Below are 24194 nucleotides of genomic sequence, written 5' to 3'. Positions count from 1 at the left end.
GGCACCGCCGAAGTCCGGGTGATGGAATAGTATCCGCTGCATGTCTTCACCGGGGGCGCAGACCATCACCGTGCGCCATGATGGAACCGAACGGGTCTTCGATTCGAATCAACAGGTCACGATGGGCCGCGCACCGGAAGTGACGCTGTTCGTGGACAGTCCGCTGGTCTCGCGAGTGCATGCGACGCTCGCCTGGCAGGGCAACAGCTGGGTACTCACCGACAATGGCAGCACCAATGGCGTTTTCGTGGATGCGCGTCGGTTGAGTCAGCCGGTTCCGATCACCCGTCCGACGCAGGTTCGTCTCGGTGATGCGATCAGTGGTCCGCTGCTGCATCTGCTGCCCACGGCGGCGTCGTCGCGGCCGCGGGCTCCGATGGCGCAGCCGCCAGCGCAGCCGCCCGCGTCGCAGCAGCAGTCGTCGGTGCCGCCGGGTTATCAGCATCCGCGACGGACACCGCAGGCACCACCACCATCCCAGCAGCGCCCGGAACAGCAACCCCCGCAACAGCAACCCCGCCAGCAGCAGCACCCGCAGCAACCTTCGCAGCCGCAACCCCAGCAGGCACCGCCCGCCCAGCCGCAGCAGCCGAACGTCAATATGACCTTCAAGGCGGATTCCTCGATGCTGCCGCCGGTCCGATCACGTCCGTCGACGGCGTCGATCGCCAGGGCCGACCGGGTGCCGCCCGGCGGGCTCAATATCGGTCGTACCTCCGACAACCAGATCGTCGTCAACGATCCGCTGGCATCGCGCAAGCACGCCCGACTGGTCGCGGCCTCCGAAGGTCTGACCATCGAGGACCTCGGTTCGGCCAACGGCACCTTCGTCAACGGCCGTCGCGAACAGCGCACGGTGCTGCGCGAGCGCGACATCATCACCATCGGCAATATCGACTTCGTCGTCCAGCAGGGCACTTTGGTGCATCGGCAGAAGCCGGTCGCCGAGCAGGGTCTGCACGTGCACGGCGTCGGGTTCACCGTCGAGGGCAATAAGCAGCTGCTCATCGATGTCAACATGCAGGCGGGGCGCGGCACGCTCACCGCGCTCATCGGTCCGTCGGGCGCGGGCAAGTCGACGCTGTCGAAATTGATCGCGGGCAGTACGCAGCCCTCCGGCGGTGTGGTCACCTTCGAGGGCCGCAACCTGCATGCCGAATACGAGGCGCTGCGCTCCCGCATCGGCATGGTGCCGCAGGACGATGTGCTGCACCGTCAACTGACCGTGCGCCAAGCCCTCGGCTACGCCGCCGAACTGCGGCTGCCGCCGGATAACTCGAAGGCCGACCGCCAGCAGGTGATCGACGGTGTGCTGAAAGAACTTTCGCTCACCGAACATGCCGACACCAGGGTCGACCGGCTCTCCGGCGGTCAGCGCAAGCGCGCGTCGGTGGCGCTGGAACTGCTCACCGGTCCGTCGCTGCTGATCCTGGACGAACCGACCTCGGGCCTCGACCCGGCGCTGGATCGCCAGGTGATGGTGATGTTGCGCGAACTCGCCGATGCCGGGCGCACGGTCATCGTCGTCACCCATTCGGTGGCCTGCCTCGATATGTGCGATCAGGTCTTGCTGCTCGCACCCGGCGGCAAGACGGCCTTCTGTGGACATCCGGCCAGCGTCGGCGCGGCCATGGGCACCAGCGACTGGGCCGAGATCTTCGGGCGGGTGGCCGCGAACCCGGATCAGGCGTTCGCCGCGTATCGGTCCAGGCAGGCGTTCGCGCCACCACCGCCACCGCCCGCGCCGCCGCGGCAGGGATCGGCGGGCAGTCCACCGCAATCCGGGCGCGCCAAGCAGTTCTCCACCTTGGCGCGGCGGCAGCTGCGGTTGATCTTGGCGGATCGCGGTTACCTCGCGTTCCTGGTTATTCTGCCGTTCATTCTCGGTGCGCTGTCACTGGTGGTGCCGGGCAGTAACGGTTTCCAATCGGGTCCGCTGGAGCAGGTGCAGAGCGGTAACGAGACGCTCTTCGTGCCCTCCGGCGGCAGCGAGACCCAGCAGTTGCTGGTGGTGTTGATTCTGGGCGCCTGCTTCATGGGGTCCACGTTGACCGTGCGCGATCTGGTCGGCGAACGCACCATCTTCCATCGCGAGCGCGCGGTCGGACTGCTGCCATCGGCCTATCTGCTCGCCAAGATCGCCGTATTCAGCGTTACCGCATTCCTGCAGGCCGCGGTGCTGGTGGGAATCACGCTGGTCGGTAAGAAGCCGCCGCTGGAGGGTTCGGTGATCCCGAACGGACCGGCCGAACTGTATCTCGATATCGCCTTGACCGCGGTCTGCTGTGTGGTCTTCGGTCTGCTGCTGTCCAGTCTGGCGAAGTCGAACGAGCAGGTGATGCCGATGCTCGTGGTGATGATCATGGTCCAGCTGGTGATGGCGGGCGGCCTGATCCCGGTGACCAACCGGGTCGTGCTCGAGCAGATCTCCTGGCTGTTCCCGTCGCGCTGGGGCTATGCGGCCGGGGCGTCGACGGTGGATATTCGGACACTGTTCGCCAACGCGCAATCCGACGCGTTGTGGAAGCACGAGGCGAATATCTGGTACCTCGATATCGGCCTGCTCATCGCGATCACCACGGTGCTCGCGATCATTACCTGGCGTCGCTTGCGGCTGCGAAAGTCCACCGCGTGAGCGAGCGCAGCGAGCGAACCATGCCACAGCGCGCTCGGCGCACGACGGAAGCGAGCGCCGGCGAGGTGGAGCCGTGAGCGGCGGCTCATACGGGTTCTATCCAGATGCGGTGAGCACGCCGCTCGCACAGCAGGCACACTTATGCCTGTGACGGTGCGAGTTGGGGCAGTACATCTCGGGTGGGATGTGGTGTCCGTCGCCGCAGGCGGCGGTGGGACACCGATCCGCCCGGTGCAGGTAGAAGGAACGTATACGCCGCCGGCATATCTGCTGGCGGATTCGTCGGGTCGACTGCACACCGCCGGTGTGGAGCGGCAGCGGCCGGATCTGGGGATGGCGATCGCCGACGTGCGCGACATCCTCGGACATCCGCAGATCGTGGTGGCCGGTGCGACATGGCCTGCCGAACTGGTGTTCCGGGCCCGCATGTACAACCCGCTCGCGGCCATCGGCAAATATCTGCGCGGTAAACCGGATCTGGTTGCCCTGCCCTTCCCGGACGGCTGGCCCGACGCGAAGGTCGATGTGTACGTCGAGCTGGTCGAACGGCTGGACGTCACGGTGGAGCCGCTGCCGGAGAGTGTCGCGCTGTCCGGATATGTGCGTGCGCTGGGTCTGGTGCGTTCGCCGGATGAGCGCAATCCGCGCGGCATCGGCGCGACCGGGGTGTACTCCGACGGGCGGACCATGCTGGTCGTCGCGGTGCACGGGGACGATGAGCAGCCGACCGAATCGGTCGATGTGCCGGTGACCGCCGAGGCCATGCGCGATGCGCGTTCGGCCGACAATGTGGTGATCGAGGTGATGGCCGCAGCTCGCTCGATCGGCGCGGATACCTCGACGGTGCTCCTGTCGGGCAATGTCTGCTTCAACGACGCGCTGCGGCTGGCCTTCCAGAACCATCTCGGACACCGGTTGCACGTGGCCGATCACCCGATGCACGCGCTGGTGCTCGGTGCCTCACATCTGCTGGTGACGGATAACGAGAACGGGGAACCCGAGTCGGCGGGTCGGCATGCCGAGCCGACGCCGCCGCCGGTGTCGCGGGAGCGGCAGGTGGAGTCGCAGCATCAGGCCGAATCGGCGCAGCGGCAGGCGGAGGTTTTGCAGGGGCGGCCAGATGTGCCGTCGCGGCCGGAGCAGACGCCGTCGCGTTCGGAACAGACGCCGGGGCGACCGGAGCAGATGAGCGTGCGTCCGGAACAAGGGCCGGGCCGTCCGGAGGCCGCGCAACCGCATCCGCCGGTGGTTCAGTACGGGCCCGGGTATCCCACTGTGCAGCCCTCCGAGCCCACCGGTGAGGAGCCGACCACTCGGGTCGGCCGCGAAGCTCTGCCACCGAATCTCGCCGAATTGGGCAGTCGATTCACCCGGCCGCCCGGGCAGTATCCCGACGAGCAACCGAACCCCGGGATGGGGCGTCCGCAGGGGCCCGGCCCCCAGGGGCCCCCGCCCCAAGGGCAGGTACCTCCGCTCGGACCGCGTAGTCCCTACCAGCCTCCGCGCGACCAGCACTCTGGTTCCGAGGGCCAGTGGCACGAGCGGCCGCCCGAATCGGACGACGACGAGGACAAGCCGCGCAAGGGCAAGCGGTGGGGCAAGCTGTTCGGCGCCCAAGCGGTGGCCGGTGCCGCCGCATTGGCCGCGATGGCCATGCCGTCCGGCGGCGACCGGGTCGAACTGGCTGCTTCGATCGCGGGCGCGACGCCGGTCTCCTGTCCGTTGACCCCGTATGTCACCAATGAGCAGCGCGAGGGCATCGCCGCGGCGCGCGGATACGACCCCGGCTCGGTTCTGGAATCGGAAGATTCCAGCTACGACGCGGCCGGAGCACAGTGCGCGCAGCCGAGCATCGATGTTCCCCGCTATGTGGTTCCCGGCCCGCCCGGCGCCATCGATCACGGTCCGCCGGTCGAGATCTGACCGGTTTCATACCGCTGGGGCATGGCTGGTATCGTTGCCCGTTGGCGTGTGGAAAGTATGTCGAGCCCTGGGTCTCCACCGGCCGCCGGGAACTCACTCGACTGCACGCCGTGGCTGGCAACACCGACTACAGACAGGGAACCACTGTGCCTACGTACAGCCCCAAGGCGGGTGACGTGACCCGGAAGTGGTACGTCATCGACGCCACTGACGTAGTGCTCGGCCGTCTCGCCGTCCAGGCAGCGAATCTGCTGCGCGGCAAGACCAAGCCGACCTACGCGCCGAACTTCGATGGTGGCGACTTCGTCATCATCATCAACGCCGACAAGGTTGCCATCTCCGGCAACAAGAAGGCGGACAAGCTGATCCACCACCACAGCGGACACCCGGGCGGCCTCAAGTCGCGCACTGTCGGTCAGGTGTTGGAGTCGCGCCCCGATCGTCTCGTGGAGAAGGCCGTCAAGGGCATGATCCCGAAGAACAAGCTCGGCAACGCCATCGCGGGCAAGCTGAAGGTCTACGCGGGCCCGACGCATCCGCACGCCGCCCAGCAGCCCATTCCGTTCGAGATCAAGCAGGTGGCCCAGTGACCGCTCCTGAGGAATTCAACGAGGACTTCGCCGACGACGCGGTGGTCGAGGACGCGGTGGTCGAGGACGCCAACGTCGAAGACGCCAACGTCGAGGTTGTCGACGAGGAGTACGGCTACGAGGCCGAGCCCACCACCTTCGCCCCGATCGTGATCGACCGCCCGGTGCAGACCGTCGGTCGTCGCAAGGAGGCCGTCGTTCGCGTGCGCCTGCTGCCGGGTACCGGCAACTTCGTGCTGAACGGCCGCACCATCGAGGACTACTTCCCGAACAAGGTGCACCAGCAGCTGGTCAAGTCGCCGCTGGTGACCGTCGAGCGGACCGAGTCCTTCGACATCCACGCGCGTCTCGTCGGCGGTGGCCCCTCGGGCCAGGCCGGTGCGCTGCGTCTGGCCATCGCCCGTGCGCTCATCGAGGTCACGCCGGATGACCGTCCCGCACTGAAGCGGGCCGGATTCCTCACGCGTGACCCGCGTGCCACCGAGCGTAAGAAGTACGGCCTCAAGAAGGCCCGCAAGGCGCCTCAGTACTCGAAGCGCTGATTTGGCTGCGTCGGCCGCCGTCTTCGGTCACCCTGGAGGTGTCGGAGACGGTACGGTCGGCGGGGCACCTGCACGAGAGCAGGCTCCCAGCACCGCTGGGCGCCTGCTCTCGTGCTGTATATAACTCGAGGCATTCGCGGGGCATTTTTCGGCCGCACAGGCCGTCGCTTTCGGGCGCGCCGCGGATCCACCGATGATGGGCGAGGGTATGGGACGTTTGTTCGGCACCGACGGAGTCCGCGGGCTTGCCAACGGATCACTGAGTCCGGAACTGGCGCTACAAGTTTCCGGAGCCGCGGCGCAGATCCTGAGCCGCGGCAAGAAGCGCGCGCTCGCTGTGGTCGGTCGCGATCCACGCGCCAGCGGCGAAATGCTCGAGGCCGCGGTGACCGCTGGTCTGACCGCCGCGGGTGTAAATGTGCTTTCGGTGGGGGTACTTCCGACGCCTGCCGTGGCGTATCTGACCGGTCTGTACGACGCCTGCCTCGGCGTAATGATTTCGGCCTCACACAATCCCATGCCGGATAACGGGATCAAGATCTTCGCGGCGGGCGGGCACAAACTCGATGACGCGATCGAGGACCGGATCGAGGCGCTGATCGCCGAGGACGCGCCACTGCGCCCGGTCGGCGCCGCCATCGGTCGGGTGCTGAACGCATCCGGCGCCCGGGACCATGGGCTGGTCATACCCGATCAGTACAGCCTGGCCGGAACACACGAGCGCTACGTCGAGCATCTGGTCGAGGCGACCGGACAGGATCTGTCCGGGCTGACCGTCGTGGTCGACTGCGCGCACGGCGCGGCCGCCGAAGTCGGTCCTGCCGCGTACCGCGAGGCCGGAGCCACGGTGGTCGCGATCAATGCGGAGCCGGACGGGCTGAACATCAATGATGGTTGTGGCTCAACCCATCTCGATCAGATCCAGCGCGCGGTGCGTGAGCACGGCGCGGACCTGGGCATCGCACACGACGGCGACGCCGACCGTACGCTGGCGGTCGACGCCAACGGTGCGATCGTCGACGGCGACGCGATCCTGGCCATCCTCGCACTGGCCATGCACGAAACCGACGCGCTCGCCCAGAACACCTTGGTCGCCACCGTCATGAGCAACCTCGGCCTGCACATCGCAATGCGCGAAGCCGGAATCACCCTGCGCACCACCGCCGTTGGCGACCGGTACGTACTCGAGGAACTGCGCCGCGGTGGTTACAACCTCGGCGGCGAACAATCCGGCCACGTGGTGTTCCCCGATTACGGCACCACCGGCGACGGCATCCTCACCGGACTGAAACTGATGGCCCGCATGGCGCAAACCCGCCGCCCCCTGGCCGATTTGGCGTCGGTACTGCAGACCGTGCCCCAAGTTCTGGTGAACGTTCCGGTTGCCGATAAAGCGACGGTCGCGGCCGCCCCCGAGATTCGCGAGGCGGTGCAGGAAGCCGAACGAGTCCTCGGCGACTCCGGCCGAATCCTGTTGCGCCCCAGCGGAACCGAACAGCTGGTACGGGTAATGGTCGAGGCGACCGACCCGGTGCAGGCTCAGCAATTGGCCGACGATCTGGCCAAGCGCGTCGCCGCGGTGTAGTCGCATCGCGCGATCGGCCTACTACCTCCGGAGGTCGGATTACGCGGCTGAGTAGCGCTCGGGATATCTGCTCCTTGGAATCCCCGAAACGGGGCAGCCCAGTCGACCCGGTCGGAACCTGCTGTCTGCCTGGCTGCGGAGAGTAAGCCGCAGCACATGGCGTACCGAGCACTGCCTGGTAACCCGGTCGGCAGATTATCCCGAACCCGCGCCGCCACTGCCTCCCCTGGAATGCCGCTGGTCAGCGAGGTGAGTCGAATGGTGGCTCTCGTTAACGCGGAGCCACCATTCGACTCACCTCGATGGTTCGAAAGTGACCGCCGGATGCCACGGGGCGCGCGCGATCGACCGACGGGTCTCAGGCAGTACAAGGTCTGGCACGACGAGTTGTGCACAGGAAAGCGGCTATCCACAGACTTTCTGTTTGCGCTGGTCGGGCTCCGAGACCGAGGTGCGGTTGGGGCGATAGTTGGCACATGCGACCAGGTCTGGAAGAAGTACGGGACAAGCAATTCGGGGTATTCACCTCATGGCAGGTGCTGTGCGAATACACCCGCGCGGAAATGCGTGCCTTGCTCGACCGAGGCGAGTGGGTGCGAGTCTTTCGCGGCGTGTACCGCGAGGCCGCCACCCCATCCTCCGCGCGGCTCCGCGTCGAGGCGGCACGACTGTCCATGGGAGTGCCGACCCTGATCGCCGCCTACGCCACCGCCGCCGAACTACACGGTTTCGCAGTGCCGCACAGCCAGCCCACCCACGTACTCGGCGTTCAGGATTCGCGCTCCTGCCGCCTGATCGTCCATCGCGACCACGTCGACAAAGCCGAACTCGAACTGATCCACGGCACCGTCACCACCAACGCCACCCGCACCGCAGTCGACGTAGCCCGCACCGTCAACCGATCCGAAGCGTCAGCAACCCTGGAAGCCGCACTGCGCCTCGGCGTTTCGCGCACAGCCCTCACCATCGAAGTCCAACGCCACCGCAGACGCCGCGGCTACACCCAAGCCGCCGAACTGATCGGACTGCCCATCACCCGCGCCAAATCCCCACTCGCCGCCCGCCAGCACTGCACCAACGCCGAACTATCCAACCCCGAGCGCGACGGTCCAACCGTTCCGACATAGCACCAGACGTAGCCCGGCCCGAGCGCATCTGATCTGCTGCGCTTTTCGATATATCTCACTGTGTTCCACGGGAAATGAAACACCAACCGCGATCGGATGTGAACTCGTCGTCGAAGACTGCGGCCGGACGGGTTGTAGTATGCGAGCAGGTATTCCTCGGCCTTTATGCGAGCCTCTTTGATTTCTGAATCACTCCGCCTGGTTGGTTCGAGGGAACTCGAAGGCCCCTAACGCTTCAGCTTTCGATGAGTCGGCCATCGTCCATGTGCCAGCGGCGAGTTGCCGTGACCGAGTCGAGCATGCGGCGGTCGTGGGTGACGAGAAGCAATGTGCCTTCGAAGGATTCGATGGCTTGCTCGAGTTGTTCGATGGCGGGTAGGTCGAGGTGGTTGGTCGGCTCGTCGAGGACGAGCAGGTTTACGCCGCGGGCCTGGAGCAGCGCAAGGGCGGCACGGGTGCGTTCACCGGGGGAAAGGGTTTCGCAGGGGCGTAACACATGTGGGCCGCGTAGGCCGAATTTGGCGAGGAGGGTGCGGACTTCGGCGTCCGGCCAGTTGGGCATCTCGGTGCTGAAAGTGTCGGCGAGGGCGGCACTTCCGCGGAACAGGCCGCGCGCTTGGTCGACCTCGCCGATCTCGACACCCGAGCCGAGGGCGGCAGTGCCGTTGTCCGGCTGGATCTTTCCGAGCAGCAGGGCGAGCAGCGTAGATTTTCCCGAACCGTTGGCGCCGGTCAGCACGATGCGGTCGGCCCAGTCGACCTGGGTGGTGATCGGGCCGAGGGTGAATTCTCCTCGGGTGACTGTGGCATTGGCCAGGGTGGCGACCACCGAGCCGCTGCGCGGGGCGGCGGCGATGGTCATGCGCAGTTCCCACTCCTTGCGCGGTTCGTCGATCACGTCCAGGCGTTCGATACGGCGCTGGGTCTGGCGGGCCTTGGCCGCCTGCTTCTCGGTGGATTCCGCGCGCATCTTGCGGCCCGCCTTGTCGGAGTCGACCTTCTTGGGGTCGCGCGCCTTTCTGCGGGCATTGCGAACCCCGTGCTCGAGCCAATTGCGCTGCATTTGGGCGCGGGCCTCGAGTCCGGCCTTGGTGTCGGCGTACTCATCGTAGGCTTCGCGGGCATGCTGGCGGGCGATCTCGCGCTCCATCAGGTACGAGTCGTAACTGCCGTCGTAGATCCCGACCTGTTGCTGCGCGAGATCGAGTTCGACGATGCGATTCACGGTGCGCGCCAGGAACTCTCGGTCGTGGCTGATGACCATCAGCGGTACCCGCACGCCGGTCACGAACTGTTCGAGCCGAGCCAGGCCGTCGAGATCCAGGTCGTTGGTCGGCTCGTCGAGCAGCAGAATATCGAAGCGGGACAGCAGCACCGATGCGAGTCCGGCCCGTGCCGCCTGACCGCCGGAGAGCCCGGTCATCGCAGTGTCGAGGCCGTTCGGAAGGCTTTCGGTGAGACCGAGATCCGCCGCAACCTCCTGGGCCCGCTGGTCCAGATCGGCGCCACCGAGTGCGAGCCAGTGTTCGAGGGCCGGCGAATATTCGTCCGCGCCGCCGTCTGCCAAACTCTCCGCCGCCGTATCCATGATCCGCTGTGCCTCGGCGACCCCCGTACGGCGGCAGAGGAATTCGAGCACCGTCTCCCCGGGAATCCGCTCGGGCTCCTGTGCCAGGTACCCGACCGTCGCGTCGGGCGGTGACAACGTGATGCTGCCGGTAGGGGTGGATCGGTTCGCGAGCATACGCAGCAGCGTCGATTTGCCCGCGCCGTTCATGCCGACCAGGCCGATCACGTCACCCGCGGCAAGGGTGAAGTCCAGGTCGTCGAACAGGGTTCGTTCGCCGTGGCCCGCGGACAGTCCGCGGGCGTGCAGAGTGGTGCTCACCCGAACGAGTCTGCCGTGCTCGGCCAGCGCGTCCGCATCGGGTCCCGTTGTCGGCTCGGGGTTGCACCCTGAGTGTCGACCTGCGGAAATCAGGGTCGGGATAGGTCATGCGACCGATGTCCGGCGCGGTTTGCTTCGGCAGAGTTGATGTCGTACCGAACATCACCAGAGAGGGAATTCCATGACCGCCCCCGCCCCCACCCGCCGCCTGACCCGCTCCAACAACGACAAGTGGATCGCCGGTGTCTGCGGCGGCATCGCCGAATACTTCGGCTGGAACGCCAATGTCGTTCGCCTGCTCTTCGTACTGTCCTGCCTGCTCCCCGGCCCGCAGTTCATCGTCTATCTGGTGCTGTGGCTGATCATTCCGAAAAAGTGATTGTCCCCAACAAATAGGGCTGGGAGCTGCGCTCGGGACTCGCGGATGACACTATGGACCGGTACCCACCGATCGACCGCCGTGTCACCCACGCGAGTCCCGACCAGGAGGAGTCATGATCACCTCAGGTGAATTTCCGGGCATGGATCTACCCGGCATCGACGCATCCTCCTCCCTCGACGGCCTCGGCGAAGTCGAACTGCACCACCCCACCCAGGACATCGACGGCGACGGCACCCTGGACACCGTCACCACCACCGGCCCAGAGGCCATGCAGGTGTGGACCGATTGGGACCACGACGGCATCGCCGACCAGGTGACCGCCGTGGAGAAGGACGGTGACTACTCCGCGTGGGAGTTCCATCGGCACCCCGATGGGTCGTCGGAGTGGGTGCGGACCGATCAGGGGAAGATCGGTAACTAGCCGCTGGCCCAATTACACTGTCCGACAACGGCCCCCACACCTCAGACCCTTCGTGGGTACCGTCGGCCGCAGGCTGCACTGATCCGCGCGGCAGACGTGCGGATCAGTGGAACCTGCGGACCCGTCCGCCTTCGGCCATCACGGATACGGTGACGGCCGCTCGCTGGGCCGATGGCCGGTTGTTGCCGATAGACCTACCTACTAGATTTCTGCTGATACAACCTGGGACGACGGATCCGATGGAACCGAATGCGTGTCGCGTGCGTCGAAGGAAGTATGGCGGCGTCAGTGTTTCCAGCTGAGGTCGGTTGGTCGGCAACTCGGAGAAGGAGGGGACTGGACGATGAGCGATTCGAGCATGCTCGGTGTCGAAACGGGGGAGCTCGGGCGATTCGCGAACGACCTCGGGGGGTCGGGACAAACGGTGCGAAATCGTGCCAAGGATGTGGCCGACAATTTGTTCGGGCCTGCCGATGCCGGTGAAAACTATCATGACCGGGGAAAGAAGATCCAGGACGGACTGGAGAAGATCTACACCTGGTTGGGGAACTGGTCCGAGGCGACAATGGCGACATCGGATGTGATCGGGGCATCGGTCGTCAAGTACTCGAACACTGACGACGAAAACTCGCACGACATAGCAAAGCTTGGCAATGACAAGAAATAGCTTTTGTCCGGATATGCACGGAACGGCCCGATGGGGTGGATACTATGGCGTTCAGCGTCCCTGCGAATGCGACCGTTAAGGAATATCTCGACATCGGTTCTCGAAGTTTGCTGTACTTCGAGTACTTCGAGCCGAGGTACCGGCGGGCATTCGGTGACTTGCCTGCTGGGTTTCCAGCCTATGCCCAGTTGCATAAACGTTTCTATGAGCAGAACGGGTTGAACGAGGACAAACTGCTGAACACGTCTTCGAAGCTGCAGACGGTCCTCCAGGAAGCTGGCGCCCAGTTGGACGTGCAGCGTGGGTATTCGACGACTCTTCCGTCGCTTTGGACCGGGCAGGCGGCCAACGCGGCGCTCGACATGCTCAACAAGCAAATCGGTCAGGCGGATACCAACTGGAAAGCGGCGGGGGAGGCTTGGAAGTCCATTGCTGGTTCCTTTGATGGGTTGCGCGCGGCGACGAAGCTGAAGGCTGAGGCTGTCCGCTATATCCTCGAGAACGGTGAAGGCATCAGGATTGCAGAAAAAACTCCTGAAGATATCGACAACATAATCTCTGGCAAGAGTATTGCCTGGAGTAACACCACCGAAAACAGCTTGCTCAGCAAGTTGTGGCGCGTCTTTCCGGATCTGACGGGCGGGGTTGATGCTTGGGAAATCAGGCAGGCTGGTTATGTCCGGCCGGGATCTGATTACAGCCATCGGGTTCAGGATCGGTGTAAGCATTGGCTCGACAACGTATTCAAGTCGGACTATTCGGCCAAGATCAAGACTTTTACCGATGCATGCGATTCGGCTGATCTTGGCGTCAAGCAGGTGTACGACAAGATAATCCAGGATCTGGACAAGGTCTCGGACGCGCGGTACGACCGTCCGACAGGTGCGCCGACCGAAACCCCGAGCACTCCGGGTACGCCGAGTACTCCGGGTACGCCGAGTACTCCGGGTACGCCGAGTACTCCGGGTACGCCGAGTACTCCTGGAACGCCGAGCACTCCCGGAACGCCGAGCACTCCCGGCACCCCGGGCACAACAACGAACCCGACTTCGACGAACACCACGACAAGCAGCTTGCTGTCTGGGCTGTCCTCCCTGACCTCGGCGGCGTCACAGTTGACCTCGCTCGGTGAATCCGTTGGTTCAGGACTCACGTCACTCGGCACCTCGATCAAGGACAGCGTCGACAACGCGATCGAGCAGCTGACAAAGACCTTGGAGACGAAGCAGACCGAGGACAAGGATGGCGACGGCAAGCCGGACGGCGACAAGGACAAGACCGCGGCCGAGTTCGATCTGGGTGGTAAGCACGTCAAGGTCGAGATCGGTGCGGATGGGCAGCCGAAGCTCGTGATGACCGATGCGGACGGTAGGACGCACGAGTACGGCGTGAAGCTGGATGAGAAGGGCATTCCGATCATCTCGACCGATGAGTCGAAGGGAGATGGCAGCACATCCGGCGACGAGCCAACGCAGGAAGGCGATCCCGAGAAGTCGGCCGCAGGCAACCCCTCGACCGAGGAGAATTCAACCGGCAGCCCGGGCGCCGTTCCGGGAACTCCCACCGGCAAACGGGAAGATGATGGCGAGCACACTCCGCAGCCGATGCCGGACGGGAATCCGCAACCGGAAGAGCCTGCCGACAGCGGTGCTGAACTGGCCGAGGCAGGCCCACTGTGAGCTGGTTCTTGTGTGTCAACGTAATCACTGACCGTCGAGGAGGGGCGTCATCGTGAACTACTCGGACGATATGGAGAACATCGTCGACGAGATACGCCGACGTTCGACGATGCTGTTGGACGAGTTCGAGGAGATCAACAAGCGAACCGCGGACAAGGACCGCGAACTTGCCGAACAGTCCGCTAGAGAAATGCGCCAATTCTGGGAGGACCACGCCGAAGAGATAGCGAAGGCGACGGCCGAGGTAGCGGAGCAGGAGCGGCTGGAGGTCGAGGCACGGGCGGAGCAAGAGCGTTTGGCGGCCGAGGCTCGTGAGCAGCGGGAGGCGATTGCGCGCTCGATTGCCGCTCGCAAAGCGCACGATGTTGTCACACCGATCGACGACGAGGGCGATGAGGAATCGGAGTACTACCGACGTAAGAGTTGGTTGGTCTGAAGACGGGCGACGGTTTGCGGTTCACCGAGAATGTGACGCCGCTATTGGTCCGTCGGCCTAGGCACTTGGCGTTACCAGCGGTCTTCTTCCACTTCGCGCAGGCGTTGGGTTACGTGGTCGATCCAGTCGGTGAAGTGGGTCGTTAAGTCGGAGGGGGTGGTGGGGCGGATGGTTATGTGCTGGGCGCGGAGTTCGGTGTAGCGGCCGTCGTTGGTTATGTCGTGCCATTGGACGGTGGTGAGGGGGGAGGTGAGTTTGTTGACGGGGCCGGTGTGGAGGAGGGCGGAGCCGCCGCCGTCGGCTGGGCGGTTCAGGAGGCGTTGGTAGCGCTCGCGGGGGGAGTTCCGGGTGACGCTTTCCAAATGGCCGTTGGGGCGGCGGTAGATATCGTCGGGGTGAAAGCTGGCGGCCGGGTGCGTACCTGGCGTGCAGGGTGGGAGGGAGCTGGTGAGTTGGGCGGGGAGGTGGTCGACGGGGAACAGACGGCAGCGGATGGGGCCGTTGGTGTCGCCGAAGGTGGCTTGCGCCAGTGACATTGCGTGATGGTCGGTGCGGGCGCCGACCATGCGGTAGACGCGGACGCCGCCGTTGGGGTTCTTGTGTTGGGTTGTGCCGCCGAAGATTTGGATGCGGATCGTCGAGGTGGTCAGGGTGTGCAGTGCGAGTTGGATCTCGTCGAGTTCGTCACGGGAGTAGCGCTCGCGCATGGTGACCCGATGGCTTTCGAAGTCGTCGCGGTAGACGAAGCGGCTGGTGAAGCGGAGTGGATTGGGGAAGCGGTCGTTCGCGGGGCTGAACCACAGTGCGGCGAAATCGTCGGGCTCCCAAGTCCATTCAGCCATCTAGAGATTCCCATCGATCGTGCGGTGTGCGCGGCGGACGCGGTGTGTCCGGCGCGGAATACGTATTCCTGTTGCTGCCAGTAGGTTTGTCGGCGATGCGCCGCAGGAGTCTGCTGGTCGCGTTGAGTCCCAGCAGTTGCACCGAGTGAGCCGACGAGGCCGCGGCCCGGTGGCTGCCGACACTGCATGAGAAGGTGTCGCGGACAGCCGGATCGGCTGTCCGCGCGATCAGTTGCGGGCGGGCGGAGGGGCTTCGGGGTTTTCGCCGATCACGCCACCCTCGACGGTCCTCGTGACTTCGCCGAGCAGTTCTTCGGTGTTGGCGGCGTTGATGAGGTAATCCGGTATCTGGTGGGTGCTGTCCTCATCGGATTTACCCCGGCCCGCCCCGGCCCCCATACCGCCCATTCCCATTCCGCTACGTCCGGACGAGGAGGATGTAGTGGCCGCGGCCGCAGCGGGATTGGTCGTAGTCGTGCCGGGGGTACCGGAGACGGTGCGACCAGGGCTCGGTGTTGTCGAGGTGGAACTGCCCGGGTAGCCCGGCGAGCCCGTGCTGGTCGGTGTCGAGCTCGGCGTTGTTGCGGTGCTCGGCATTGTTGCTGTCGGGGTGGTGGGAGTCGTTGTTGGCGTGGTGGGTGTGGTGGTGCTCGGATTGGTCGAGCTCGAGGTGGTATCGGTCGGGTCGGTGTCGGTGGACGTCGGCTCTTCGGTGGTCTTGCCATCGGTCTTCTCTGGACTTTCGCCGCCTGGGGTGGACGGACCGCCGGTCGTGCCGGGGCCTCCCGTTCCGCCAGGGCCGGACGATCCCGGATCGTTGCCTCCGGACTTGATCGGTCCGGAGATATCCAGAGGATTGGTCGGGTCCAATGCGGTGGGCAGCACGGGGACTCGGCCGTCGAATTCGGCGAATTTGTTCACGTAGTTCGTGAGCATGGCATTGCGGGCGCCAGCGGTTGCCTCGTTCTTGGTGCCTTCCTCCTCGTGAGCGCGGGGCGGCCAGACGTTCGCGGTCCAGGAGTGGTGATTGGCTTCGGGGATCCCGTTGGCGACCGCGCGAACTCCCTCGGCGGCGGACTGCATGTCGTTGGACATTTGGGTGATCAGTGGAGTCAGTTTGTGGGCATCGGTGACGTAGCGGGTGATGGCGTCTTTGGCTTTGTCGGCGGCCGAACCTTCCCATGCCTCCGCGATGGAGCCTTGGACGGAACGGGCGAAGGTCTCGAGCCCCTGGTCCCATTGGGTGGCTACGTTGGAGTACGTCATGGCCGCGTCGTGGGCATATTTGGGATCCAGTGGCTTGAACGCTTCCTCGATTTCGGTTCGCTCCCAATGGAATACGTTCTCGCCGTGCGGAGGGATTCGGGTGGGCTCATTGCCTGTCAACGGATCGCCCTTTCCTTACAAACCTGGCCAGGAGAAGATTTTCGGCGTCGCCGGAGCCTGCTGCGGCAGGTTCGTCTCCAAGTCCTTGTAGCGGGCCGATTGGTCGGTGTCGACGCCGGTGATGCGTTCGCGGACTGTCCGGAACAGGGTCTGGAAGTCTTCGATGACCTTGTAGTGCGATTCCATCACCGCGTAGACACTGTTATCCGAACTATTGGAGCTACCTGTGTCCTTGGACTTGTCCCGCCAACGTTTGACCATTGTCTTGGCGGACACCAGATCTCGGTCTCCCTGCGCCGTGAAATGCTCACCAAGATTCCACTTGTCCTGCCTGGAGACCTCGGTCATTCTCGTCTGGATGTCGCGGATCTGGTCTTTGAAGTATTGGCAGTCTCGGTCGATGTAGACGAATTTCTCGAGATCCAGCCGCACCGTCAGCCGACCCTCGCGTGCCTCGGTGATCAAGTTCGCCAACGGGCTCGGTGAAGTCTTGTCATCGTTCGCCATGTTGTTCCCCTCCCGGTTCGGTCCGTGAAGCTGTAGTCAGGCTGTGGCGGGCAGGCTGGGCACAACCTTTTCCGCAAGGCCTCGAGCCAGTACGCACGAGTCAGTGCTGCCTGTGTCGCGATTCGACTGCGGATTGTTCAGATTGAAATCGAGGCTGCCGTCCTTCATTTCCACGTTCACGGTGCATGCCTCTTTGATGTACTGGCCGTCGAACTGGCGGGTTGAAATCGCTCGTCTGCCATTAACGGTGAACTCGGTGGTCTCGGGAAAGTTGCGACTGCGGGTGGCATCCACGGTGAGATTGGTGGTGGTAATACTCACTCCATAGCCGTCCGACCGTATGAATGCACAGCCTCGCCATTTGACTCCAGCGCTCGTGTCGTCATTGACGACGCGAGTTCGGCGCAGCTTTTCCGAGTCCAGCACAGCCTGCGGAACGTCCTTGCATGGGTCGTAACTACTCGGCGCATCAGCGGCCATCGACGACCCCGCACCAGTAGTAGCCGTTGCGGGCTCGGCTTTTCCATCAGTCGACGCCCCACACCCCGCCAACACAACAACACCAACCGCAAACGCAGAACCGAGCACGAGCTTCCCCCTGCTGGCCATGTGAGTCCTCCCGGTCGCCGGGTGTCGATGACATCGAACAGGGCCGGACCGGCTCCCCGCCCCCTATTCAGCTGGATCGACCGTACCGAGCGCTCCACCACCGTGCAAGCGCCCCACAAGCCGGTTCCCACTGGTCGCCCACGGTCGACGATCGCGGAACACACACAGTCCGTTGACAGTTCGCGCACGACAGCTCTACGGTGAAACCGGAATCGGATTCCGATTCACTCACTCCTGACCGATAGGCCCCGATGACCACCCCAACCCACTGGACCCTCCCACGCATCCTCGTCGGCGCAGTCCTCCTCAACACCCTCGTCGGCCCCCTCCTCGCCGACCTCGTCATCCCCGGCATCGCCGACCTCCACCTCCACAACCCCGCCTGGCCCCCACACGCCAAATTCCATGACGCCCAATACATCGGCATGGGCGCACTGATCGGCGCGATCGGCCTGGTCGTCCTCTGGCAGCGCACGGGAAGCCTCCGCGCCCGGTTCTTTTTGGCCGCCGCACTCGGATCGGTCACCTGGCTGGCCATGTTCGGTGCGCTGCTCTTCCCCGGCACCGCCGCGCAGGATCCGGAGCACGCGGCCGACGCCACCAAGGTCATCGGCATGGATCCGCAACTGTTCATCGCCTTGGTGATGCTCGTCGTCCTGGCCGCCGCGATCGTCGTCGAGCGCACCCGCGCACCGATCCCGAGCCCCGTCTAACCTACGCTCCGCCAGTAGATATGGGAGATCGATGACCGACCCGAACGCCCGCAAGCTCCGCACCGACGCCGCCCGCAACCGCGACCAAGTCCTCGCAACCGCGACGGCGCTGTTCACCGAACACGGTGACGAGGTGCAGATGGCTGATGTGGCGCGCGCCGCCGGGGTCGGGGTCGGCACCGTCTACCGCCACTTCCCGACCCGCCGCGCCTTGATCGAGGCCGCCGCTGAACAGCGCTTCGCCGGAATTCTCGAGTATGTCCGCCGCACCTGCCTCCCGAATCCGGATACGAGGCAGGCGCTGGCAGGTTTCCTCGGCCATGTCGCCGAAGTGCACGAGCAGGGGCGTGTGCTGTCCGGCACCATCGAGTCGGTACTCGGTGACACCGAGCCGCGCGGCACCGTGCGCGACGATCTGGCTGAACTCGGTGCGGAACTACTGGCCAGGGGCCGGGCCGACGGCAGCATTCGCGCGGATGCCACGGTCGCCGACCTCTATATGCTCGTCGGCGCGGTCGCCACGGTCAGCCGTGACGGGTTCGGCGATTGGCGGCGGTTCATCGAGCTCGCGCTGGACGGTCTACGGCCGCCTGTCCAGTAACTATCCGCGTTGCGTGTGCCTATTGGGCGATGACGGCGGCAGCCCACGCGGATGGGGTCGTGTCGGCTACGAGGCGCGACGGTGCAGGTGTGCCCTCGAGCCACGTCGGACAGAGGGGATGGCCTCGATGACGACAGGCTTCGCCGCTGGCGACTGGCGGTTCCGACTGGGCAACAGGGGGCGGCGTGGCCGAGGTCAGCGTCTACCGGGCGGTGATGACGATCCCGGCGCGAGCGCTCGAGCGTCCGGGGTACGAGGCCTGCCCGGCAGGCTGTGATGCGGCGGCGGACTGACAAACGCGATACCGGCGGGCGCTTGCCCTTCGACCTACTTGCGCAACAGTTGCGCGAACTGAACGACCGAGAGCTTCGGCTTCTCCTGCTCACGCGTCGCTTCCGGATCGACCACCGTGGTGTGCGGGATGAGCGCTTCCGGATCGGAGAACGCCGCATATGTCTTGTCGCGCGACAGTTTGTGCAGCAGATAGCCGGTCAGGATGGCCCGCGTAGTCCGCGCGGTCTTGGCCTCATGCTTGCCGGCACCCAACGCGGCCAGCGCGCGGCGGCCTTCGATGATGCCGTTATGTGAAGCTCCATCGACTGCCCGCAATACGACCGGCCCGGCCCAAGCGGCGGCCAACGGGATCGCATTCGAGCTGACGGATTCGATATCGGTGGCTCCCGCCAGCACCAACGCGGGCGTGTCGATATCGGGCGCGATGGATTCGGCGGTCGGCGCGGTCGGCGCTGGATAGAGGGCGGCGACCGCGGCGACGCGGCGTTGTCCGGCGGCGATGACCGCCGCGCCCGCACCCATCCCGTGCCCGACCAGGGCCAGGCGGTCGGGATGCACGCTGATCGCACCGTCACCCAACCGGACGCCGGTGCAGATATCCAGGGTGGTGAGCAGATCGGTGGCCAGCCCGAGATGTGACGGGATCGGCCCGCGCTCGGTATCGGGGCCCGCGGCCACAAAACCCCAGGACGCGAGGTGTTCGAGGGTGGCGCGATAGTTGGCGGTGCCGGTCAGCCAGCTGTGGCCGAACGCGACCGCGGGCAGGTTCAGTCCGGACTCCGGGGTGAACACCACGCCGGGCTGACCGGCGATGGCGAGATTGCCGCGTAGTACGCGGTGGGGCCCCCGGCTGGTCAGGGTGCTCAGGAGTGATTTCACAGACGCCGACACGACGTGAACGTTATCCGATAAGTACTCTGGTGAGCCATGTGCGGAATCGTGGGGTACGTCGGGTACCGGGACGCCCTGGGCGTTGTCGTTGACGCGTTGCGCCGCATGGAATATCGAGGATACGACTCCGCGGGCGTCGCGATCCTGGATGGTGCGGGCGTGTTGGCGGTGGAACGCAAGGCGGGCAAACTGGCCAATCTCGAGGCCGAACTCGCCGAAATCGGGACCGACCACTTCGCGGGCACCACCGGCATGGGTCACACCCGCTGGGCTACCCACGGCGCGCCGACCGACCGCAACGCGCATCCACATCGCGACACCACCGACAAGGTGGCCGTGGTGCACAACGGCATCATCGAGAACTTCGTCCCGCTGCGCCGGGAACTCGAGGAGGCCGGGGTAGAGCTGCGCAGCGATACGGATACCGAGGTCGCCGTGCACTTGGTGGCGCGCGCGTATGCCGAGGGTTCGACCGTCGGGGACTTCGCGGCGAGTGCACTGGCCGTGCTGCGTCGGCTGGAGGGTGCTTTCACGCTGGTCTTCACCCATGCCGACCACCCGGACGTCATCGTGGCCGCGCGCCGCTCGACGCCGCTGGTCATCGGTGTCGGCAAGGGTGAGATGTTCATCGCCTCCGACGTCACCGCGTTCATCGAGCACACCCGCGAGGCCGTCGAACTCGGCCAGGACCAGGCCGTGGTGATCACCGCCGACTCCTACACGGTCACCGACTTCGCTGGCAACGACGCGCTGGCGCGCACCCGTCCGTTCACCATCGACTGGGATCTGGCCGCCGCCGAGAAGGGCGGCCACGACTTCTTCATGCTGAAGGAGATCGAGGAGCAGCCAGCCGGTGTCGCCGACACGCTGATCGGGCACTTCACTCATGACGGGGCCGGTGGCCGGATCGTGCTGGACGAGCAGCGCCTCGCCGATCAGGAACTGCGCGACGTCGACAAGGTGTTCGTCGTCGCCTGTGGCAGCTCCTATCACGCCGGACTGCTGGCCAAATATGCGATCGAACACTGGACCCGACTGCCCGTCGAGGTGGAGCTGGCCAGTGAATTCCGCTACCGCGACCCGGTTTTGGACCGTTCGACGCTGGTGGTCGCGATCTCGCAGTCCGGGGAGACCGCCGACACACTCGAGGCGGTGCGGCATGCGAAGGAGCAGAAGGCGCGCGTGCTCGCCATCTGCAATACCAACGGCGCACAAATTCCGCGCGAGTCCGATGCGGTGCTCTACACCAGGACCGGACCCGAGATCGGCGTCGCGTCGACCAAGGCGTTCCTGGCGCAGGTGGCGGCGAACTACCTGGTCGGACTGGCCTTGGCGCAGGCACGCGGCACCAAGTATCCCGACGAGGTGGCGCGCGAGTTCGCCGAACTCGAGGCGATGCCGCAGCTGGTGCAGCAGGTGCTGGAGACCGCGCCGCAGGTGCGTGCGATCGCGCGGGAGCTGGCGCAGGTGCCTACCGTGCTGTTCCTGGGGCGCCACGTCGGCTACCCGGTGGCCTTGGAGGGTGCGCTCAAGCTGAAGGAACTGGCGTACATGCACGCCGAGGGATTCGCGGCGGGTGAGCTCAAGCACGGTCCGATCGCGCTGATCGAAGAAGGGCTGCCGGTCATCGTGGTCATGCCCTCGCCCAAGGGCCGCGCGGTCCTGCACTCCAAGCTGCTCAGCAATATCCGCGAGATCCAGGCCCGCGGCGCCCGCACCATCGTGATCGCCGAGGAAGGAGATGACACGGTGCGTCCGTTCGCCGACGACCTCATCGAAATCCCTTCGGCACCAACACTGTTCCAGCCACTGCTGTCCACCGTTCCCCTGCAGGTCTTCGCCGCCGAGGTAGCGCAGGCCCGCGGCTACGACATCGATAAGCCCCGCAACCTGGCCAAGTCCGTCACGGTCGAATAGCCCACCCCGCTGAACCCCATCAGTCCAGTGCCCTGGCCCCGGTAGCAGCCCACCCCACCGAGCGCAGTCAACTGGTGGCCAGCCCCCACCGAGGGGCATATGGCGGCTCCGCCCCCGACCACAACAACCATATGACTACCCTCAACATCGAAAGCCCTACAACGCAACCACAGCCAGACGACCACGCTGGAAGCTGCTGCCTGTCCACCTGACTGCGGAAAGCCGGGTACGGCACCCGACGCGCCCAGCACTGCCGCGGCAAAACCATTGGACGTCAGCTGATCTGGGGTGGTCGATCTCGGAAGTCTGTGCAGGACAACAGGACCCACTGCAGCCCGGCGAGCCACCGCACCCCCGTGGCCGCGGCAAAGCCGCTGGACGTCAGCTGATCTGAGTCGGCCGACCTCGGAAGTTCAGGACAACAGGACCCACCGCAGCCGACTGGCTGCCGCCCCCATAGCCCCGGCAAAACCGCTGGACGGCACCGGGACGGCGGACCTCGGAAGTCAGTGCGGGACAACAGGACCCACCGCATCCCGACCAGCCACCGCCCCCAGCCCCGGCCAATGCCGCGTTCCGGCGATCGACGGTAGTCAAATGGTCGCGGTACCCAGCCGCGCAAGCTGCCATCTGACTACCGTCGGCGAGTGTTCCGACCAGACCGACGGGCGTTCGGAAGGAGGGTGCGACGGCGATCCAGGGACGGTGGGTTGGGGAGGTAGTCAGGACAGCGCTGCCACCAGGGGGTTGGTTGCGTTGGCTGATCGTGCGGTAGTGCGGCGTTCCAGGCTGCCCGACAGTATCGCGAGGCCGAGGGCTGTCACCACCAAGCCGCCGCCGATCCAGTTCGGTGCGGTGTATCCGTACCCCGCGGCGATCACCACGCCGCCGAGCCACGCCGACACCGCATTACCGAGGTTGAACGCACCGATATTCAGCGCCGAGGCCAGGGTGGGGGCGGATCCGGCCTGGTCCAGCACTCGCTTCTGCAGCGGCGGCACGGTCGCGAAGCCGAGCGCGCCGATCAAAACGACGGTGATCGCCGCGGCGAACTTGTTGTGTGCGGTGACAGTGAACAGCGCGAGTACCACCGCGAGACCGCCGAGTGAGGTGTAGAGCATCGGCATCAGGTGCCGGTCGGCGAATTTGCCGCCGATCAGGTTGCCGAGGAAGAAGCCGATGCCGAAGAGGACGAGCAGCCAGGTGACCGAACTCTCCGCATAGCCGGTGACCTCGGTCATCATCGGCGCGAGGTAGGTGATCGCCGCGAAGACACCGCCGAAGCCGAGCACCGTCATGGCCATCGCGAGCAGCACCTGCGGGTTGGCGAGTACGGCGAGTTCGTGACGCAGGCGGGCGTTGTGCGGTGCGGGCTGTTCGGGGACGAGTGCGGCGACGCCGAGCAGTCCGGCCGAGCCGACCAGTGCGACGAGCAGGAAGGTGAGCCGCCATCCGAACTGCTGGCCGAGCAGGGTGCCGAGCGGCACACCGACGATGGTCGCGACGGTGAGTCCGGTGAACATCATGGCGATCGCACCGGCCTTGCGGTCCGGGCGCACCAGATTTCCGGCGACCACCGAGCCGATGCCGAAGAAGGCGCCGTGGGCCAGCGACGCGACGATGCGCCCGGTCAGCATGAGGCCGAAAGTCGGTGCGAGCGCGGACAGTACGTTGCCCGCGATCAAGAGCAGCAGACTGACGAGCAGCATGCGCTTGCGCGATACCCGGGTGCCGAGTCCGGTCATGATCGGCGCGCCGACCAGCACGCCGAGCGCGTAACCGGTGACCAGCAGACCTGCCGTGGGGATCGACACCGTGTAGGTGTCGGCGATGTCGGGGAGTAGTCCGACGACGACGAATTCGGTGGTGCCGATTCCGAAGGCCCCGAGTGTCAGAGCGAGTAGTGCGAGCGGCATGTGCATGAGCCTCCACGTGATGTTGCGCCTGAGCTTTACGAGCGTCAACAATAATTGCAGACGCGTGATAATTGCAAGCGCGGGCTATTGCGTCGTTCATCTATCCTGGAGAGGACGAGCCACGACACAGAAGGACTCTCAATGACCGCGGATGCCGCGCTGACCGGCCTGGCCGATGGTTGGTACGCACTGTCGCTGCTGCACGATCGGATCGAGGCGCATATCGAACGCGCCCTGCAATCCGGTCACGAGTTGAGCGTGCGCGAGTACTCGTTGCTCGTCGTGCTCAGCCGCCAGCACGACGGACCCGGCGGGCACCTGCGCATGAACCAGGTCGCCGAAGCCGTGGTGCTGAGTCAGAGCGCGACGACCCGACTGGTCACGCGCCTCGAAGACCGCGGCCTGCTGCAGCGTTATCTATGCCCGGACGATCGCCGCGGCATCTACACCGACGTCACCCCCACGGGCTTGGAACTGCTGGCCCGAGCGCGCCCCACTCACGATGCGGCCCTATCGAGCGCTCTTGGCCAAGCCGCCGCCGACCCGGAATTGGCCCCCCTGGTCGCAGCCGTGGAGGCGATGAACACTGGCGCGGCACGCGGCGTGTGAATCCCACAGGCGTAGTCCATCATCGGGTCGCCGG

General features: G+C 65.4%; 22 protein-coding genes. 15 read left to right on the top strand and 7 right to left on the bottom strand.

Annotated features, from left to right (window positions below; translation table 11 throughout):
* Positions 1-40: 40 nt before the first annotated feature.
* The 6 genes from ACQP1G_RS41315 (at position 41) to ACQP1G_RS41290 (ending at position 8402) form a co-directional block, all read left to right on the top strand.
* On the top strand, positions 41-2635 hold the full coding sequence (locus tag ACQP1G_RS41315; RefSeq protein WP_433195422.1) for an FHA domain-containing protein: 2595 nt from the start codon (positions 41-43) through the stop codon (positions 2633-2635).
* 141 nt (positions 2636-2776) lie between these two features.
* Entirely contained in the window at positions 2777-4558 is a 1782-nt protein-coding gene (locus ACQP1G_RS41310) for a hypothetical protein (protein WP_433195420.1), read from the top strand.
* 146 nt (positions 4559-4704) lie between these two features.
* On the top strand, positions 4705-5148 hold the full coding sequence (gene rplM, locus ACQP1G_RS41305) for a 50S ribosomal protein L13 (RefSeq protein ID WP_040686710.1): 444 nt from the start codon (positions 4705-4707) through the stop codon (positions 5146-5148).
* Positions 5145-5690 carry a 30S ribosomal protein S9 gene (rpsI, locus tag ACQP1G_RS41300; protein ID WP_433195418.1) on the top strand — a complete coding sequence of 182 codons (546 nt, stop codon included), beginning with the start codon at positions 5145-5147 and terminating at the stop codon, positions 5688-5690. The genes rplM and rpsI overlap by 4 nt, the downstream gene beginning before the upstream one ends.
* A 208-nt stretch (positions 5691-5898) precedes the next feature.
* On the top strand, positions 5899-7275 hold the full coding sequence (gene glmM, locus ACQP1G_RS41295; RefSeq protein ID WP_433209269.1) for a phosphoglucosamine mutase: 1377 nt from the start codon (positions 5899-5901) through the stop codon (positions 7273-7275).
* Positions 7276-7751: 476 nt separating this feature from the next.
* Positions 7752-8402, top strand: coding sequence for a hypothetical protein (locus ACQP1G_RS41290; RefSeq protein ID WP_433195416.1), 651 nt, complete (start codon positions 7752-7754; stop codon positions 8400-8402).
* 235 nt (positions 8403-8637) lie between these two features.
* Here ACQP1G_RS41290 and ACQP1G_RS41285 read toward each other — a convergent pair whose 3' ends face one another.
* Positions 8638-10290: an ABC-F family ATP-binding cassette domain-containing protein gene (locus ACQP1G_RS41285; RefSeq protein WP_433195414.1), complete on the bottom strand. Its 1653-nt coding sequence runs from the start codon at positions 10288-10290 to the stop codon at positions 8638-8640.
* A gap of 181 nt (positions 10291-10471) precedes the next feature.
* On the opposite strand from ACQP1G_RS41285, the gene ACQP1G_RS41280 reads away from it, so the two are divergent.
* The 5 genes from ACQP1G_RS41280 to ACQP1G_RS41260 all read left to right on the top strand — a co-directional run bounded on the left by ACQP1G_RS41280 (position 10472) and on the right by ACQP1G_RS41260 (position 13875).
* Entirely contained in the window at positions 10472-10669 is a 198-nt protein-coding gene (locus ACQP1G_RS41280) for a PspC domain-containing protein (protein WP_433195412.1), read from the top strand.
* Between the two features lie 115 nt (positions 10670-10784).
* Positions 10785-11093, top strand: coding sequence for a DUF6802 family protein (locus tag ACQP1G_RS41275; RefSeq protein WP_433195410.1), 309 nt, complete (start codon positions 10785-10787; stop codon positions 11091-11093).
* 343 nt (positions 11094-11436) lie between these two features.
* Positions 11437-11760, top strand: coding sequence for a hypothetical protein (locus tag ACQP1G_RS41270; RefSeq protein WP_433195408.1), 324 nt, complete (start codon positions 11437-11439; stop codon positions 11758-11760).
* A gap of 44 nt (positions 11761-11804) precedes the next feature.
* The gene (locus ACQP1G_RS41265) at positions 11805-13439 is read left to right on the top strand and encodes a hypothetical protein (protein ID WP_433195406.1); all 1635 of its coding nucleotides are present in this window, start codon (positions 11805-11807) and stop codon (positions 13437-13439) included.
* A 52-nt stretch (positions 13440-13491) separates the two neighbouring features.
* Positions 13492-13875 (top strand): hypothetical protein, encoded by a 384-nt coding sequence (locus tag ACQP1G_RS41260; RefSeq protein WP_433195404.1) that lies wholly within the window; start codon positions 13492-13494, stop codon positions 13873-13875.
* Between the two features lie 71 nt (positions 13876-13946).
* Here the strand turns inward: ACQP1G_RS41260 and ACQP1G_RS41255 are convergent, their stop codons facing one another.
* The 4 genes from ACQP1G_RS41255 to ACQP1G_RS41240 all read right to left on the bottom strand — a co-directional run bounded on the left by ACQP1G_RS41255 (position 13947) and on the right by ACQP1G_RS41240 (position 17219).
* Positions 13947-14717 (bottom strand): ESX secretion-associated protein EspG, encoded by a 771-nt coding sequence (locus ACQP1G_RS41255; RefSeq protein WP_433195402.1) that lies wholly within the window; start codon positions 14715-14717, stop codon positions 13947-13949.
* 228 nt (positions 14718-14945) lie between these two features.
* On the bottom strand, positions 14946-16103 hold the full coding sequence (locus ACQP1G_RS41250; protein ID WP_433195400.1) for a WXG100 family type VII secretion target: 1158 nt from the start codon (positions 16101-16103) through the stop codon (positions 14946-14948).
* A gap of 15 nt (positions 16104-16118) precedes the next feature.
* Positions 16119-16610, bottom strand: a complete 492-nt coding sequence (locus ACQP1G_RS41245; protein ID WP_433195398.1) for a hypothetical protein — start codon at positions 16608-16610, stop codon at positions 16119-16121.
* Positions 16611-16646: 36 nt separating this feature from the next.
* The gene (locus ACQP1G_RS41240) at positions 16647-17219 is read right to left on the bottom strand and encodes a DUF3558 domain-containing protein (protein ID WP_433195396.1); all 573 of its coding nucleotides are present in this window, start codon (positions 17217-17219) and stop codon (positions 16647-16649) included.
* 251 nt (positions 17220-17470) lie between these two features.
* Between ACQP1G_RS41240 and ACQP1G_RS41235 the strand changes: the two genes are divergently transcribed.
* Both ACQP1G_RS41235 and ACQP1G_RS41230 read left to right on the top strand, forming a co-directional pair.
* The gene (locus tag ACQP1G_RS41235; RefSeq protein WP_433195394.1) at positions 17471-17932 is read left to right on the top strand and encodes a DUF6640 family protein; all 462 of its coding nucleotides are present in this window, start codon (positions 17471-17473) and stop codon (positions 17930-17932) included.
* A 31-nt stretch (positions 17933-17963) separates the two neighbouring features.
* Positions 17964-18533 carry a TetR/AcrR family transcriptional regulator gene (locus ACQP1G_RS41230; protein WP_433195392.1) on the top strand — a complete coding sequence of 190 codons (570 nt, stop codon included), beginning with the start codon at positions 17964-17966 and terminating at the stop codon, positions 18531-18533.
* Between the two features lie 327 nt (positions 18534-18860).
* On the opposite strand, the gene ACQP1G_RS41225 is transcribed toward ACQP1G_RS41230, so the two are convergent.
* Positions 18861-19718 carry a dienelactone hydrolase family protein gene (locus ACQP1G_RS41225; RefSeq protein WP_433195390.1) on the bottom strand — a complete coding sequence of 286 codons (858 nt, stop codon included), beginning with the start codon at positions 19716-19718 and terminating at the stop codon, positions 18861-18863.
* A 36-nt stretch (positions 19719-19754) separates the two neighbouring features.
* On the opposite strand from ACQP1G_RS41225, the gene glmS reads away from it, so the two are divergent.
* A complete protein-coding gene (gene glmS / locus ACQP1G_RS41220) occupies positions 19755-21635 on the top strand; it encodes a glutamine--fructose-6-phosphate transaminase (isomerizing) (RefSeq protein WP_433195388.1) in 1881 nt (626 codons plus the stop codon).
* A 722-nt stretch (positions 21636-22357) separates the two neighbouring features.
* On the opposite strand, the gene ACQP1G_RS41215 is transcribed toward glmS, so the two are convergent.
* Entirely contained in the window at positions 22358-23551 is a 1194-nt protein-coding gene (locus tag ACQP1G_RS41215) for an MFS transporter (protein WP_433209266.1), read from the bottom strand.
* A 141-nt stretch (positions 23552-23692) separates the two neighbouring features.
* Between ACQP1G_RS41215 and ACQP1G_RS41210 the strand changes: the two genes are divergently transcribed.
* Positions 23693-24160, top strand: coding sequence for a MarR family winged helix-turn-helix transcriptional regulator (locus ACQP1G_RS41210; protein WP_433195386.1), 468 nt, complete (start codon positions 23693-23695; stop codon positions 24158-24160).
* Positions 24161-24194: the final 34 nt, after the last annotated feature.

Origin of the sequence: Nocardia sp. CA-107356 (assembly GCF_050946365.1) — a bacterium.
In the GTDB taxonomy this organism is placed as follows: Bacteria; Actinomycetota; Actinomycetes; order Mycobacteriales; family Mycobacteriaceae; genus Nocardia.
This window is presented reverse-complemented; position numbering and strand designations above follow the sequence as displayed.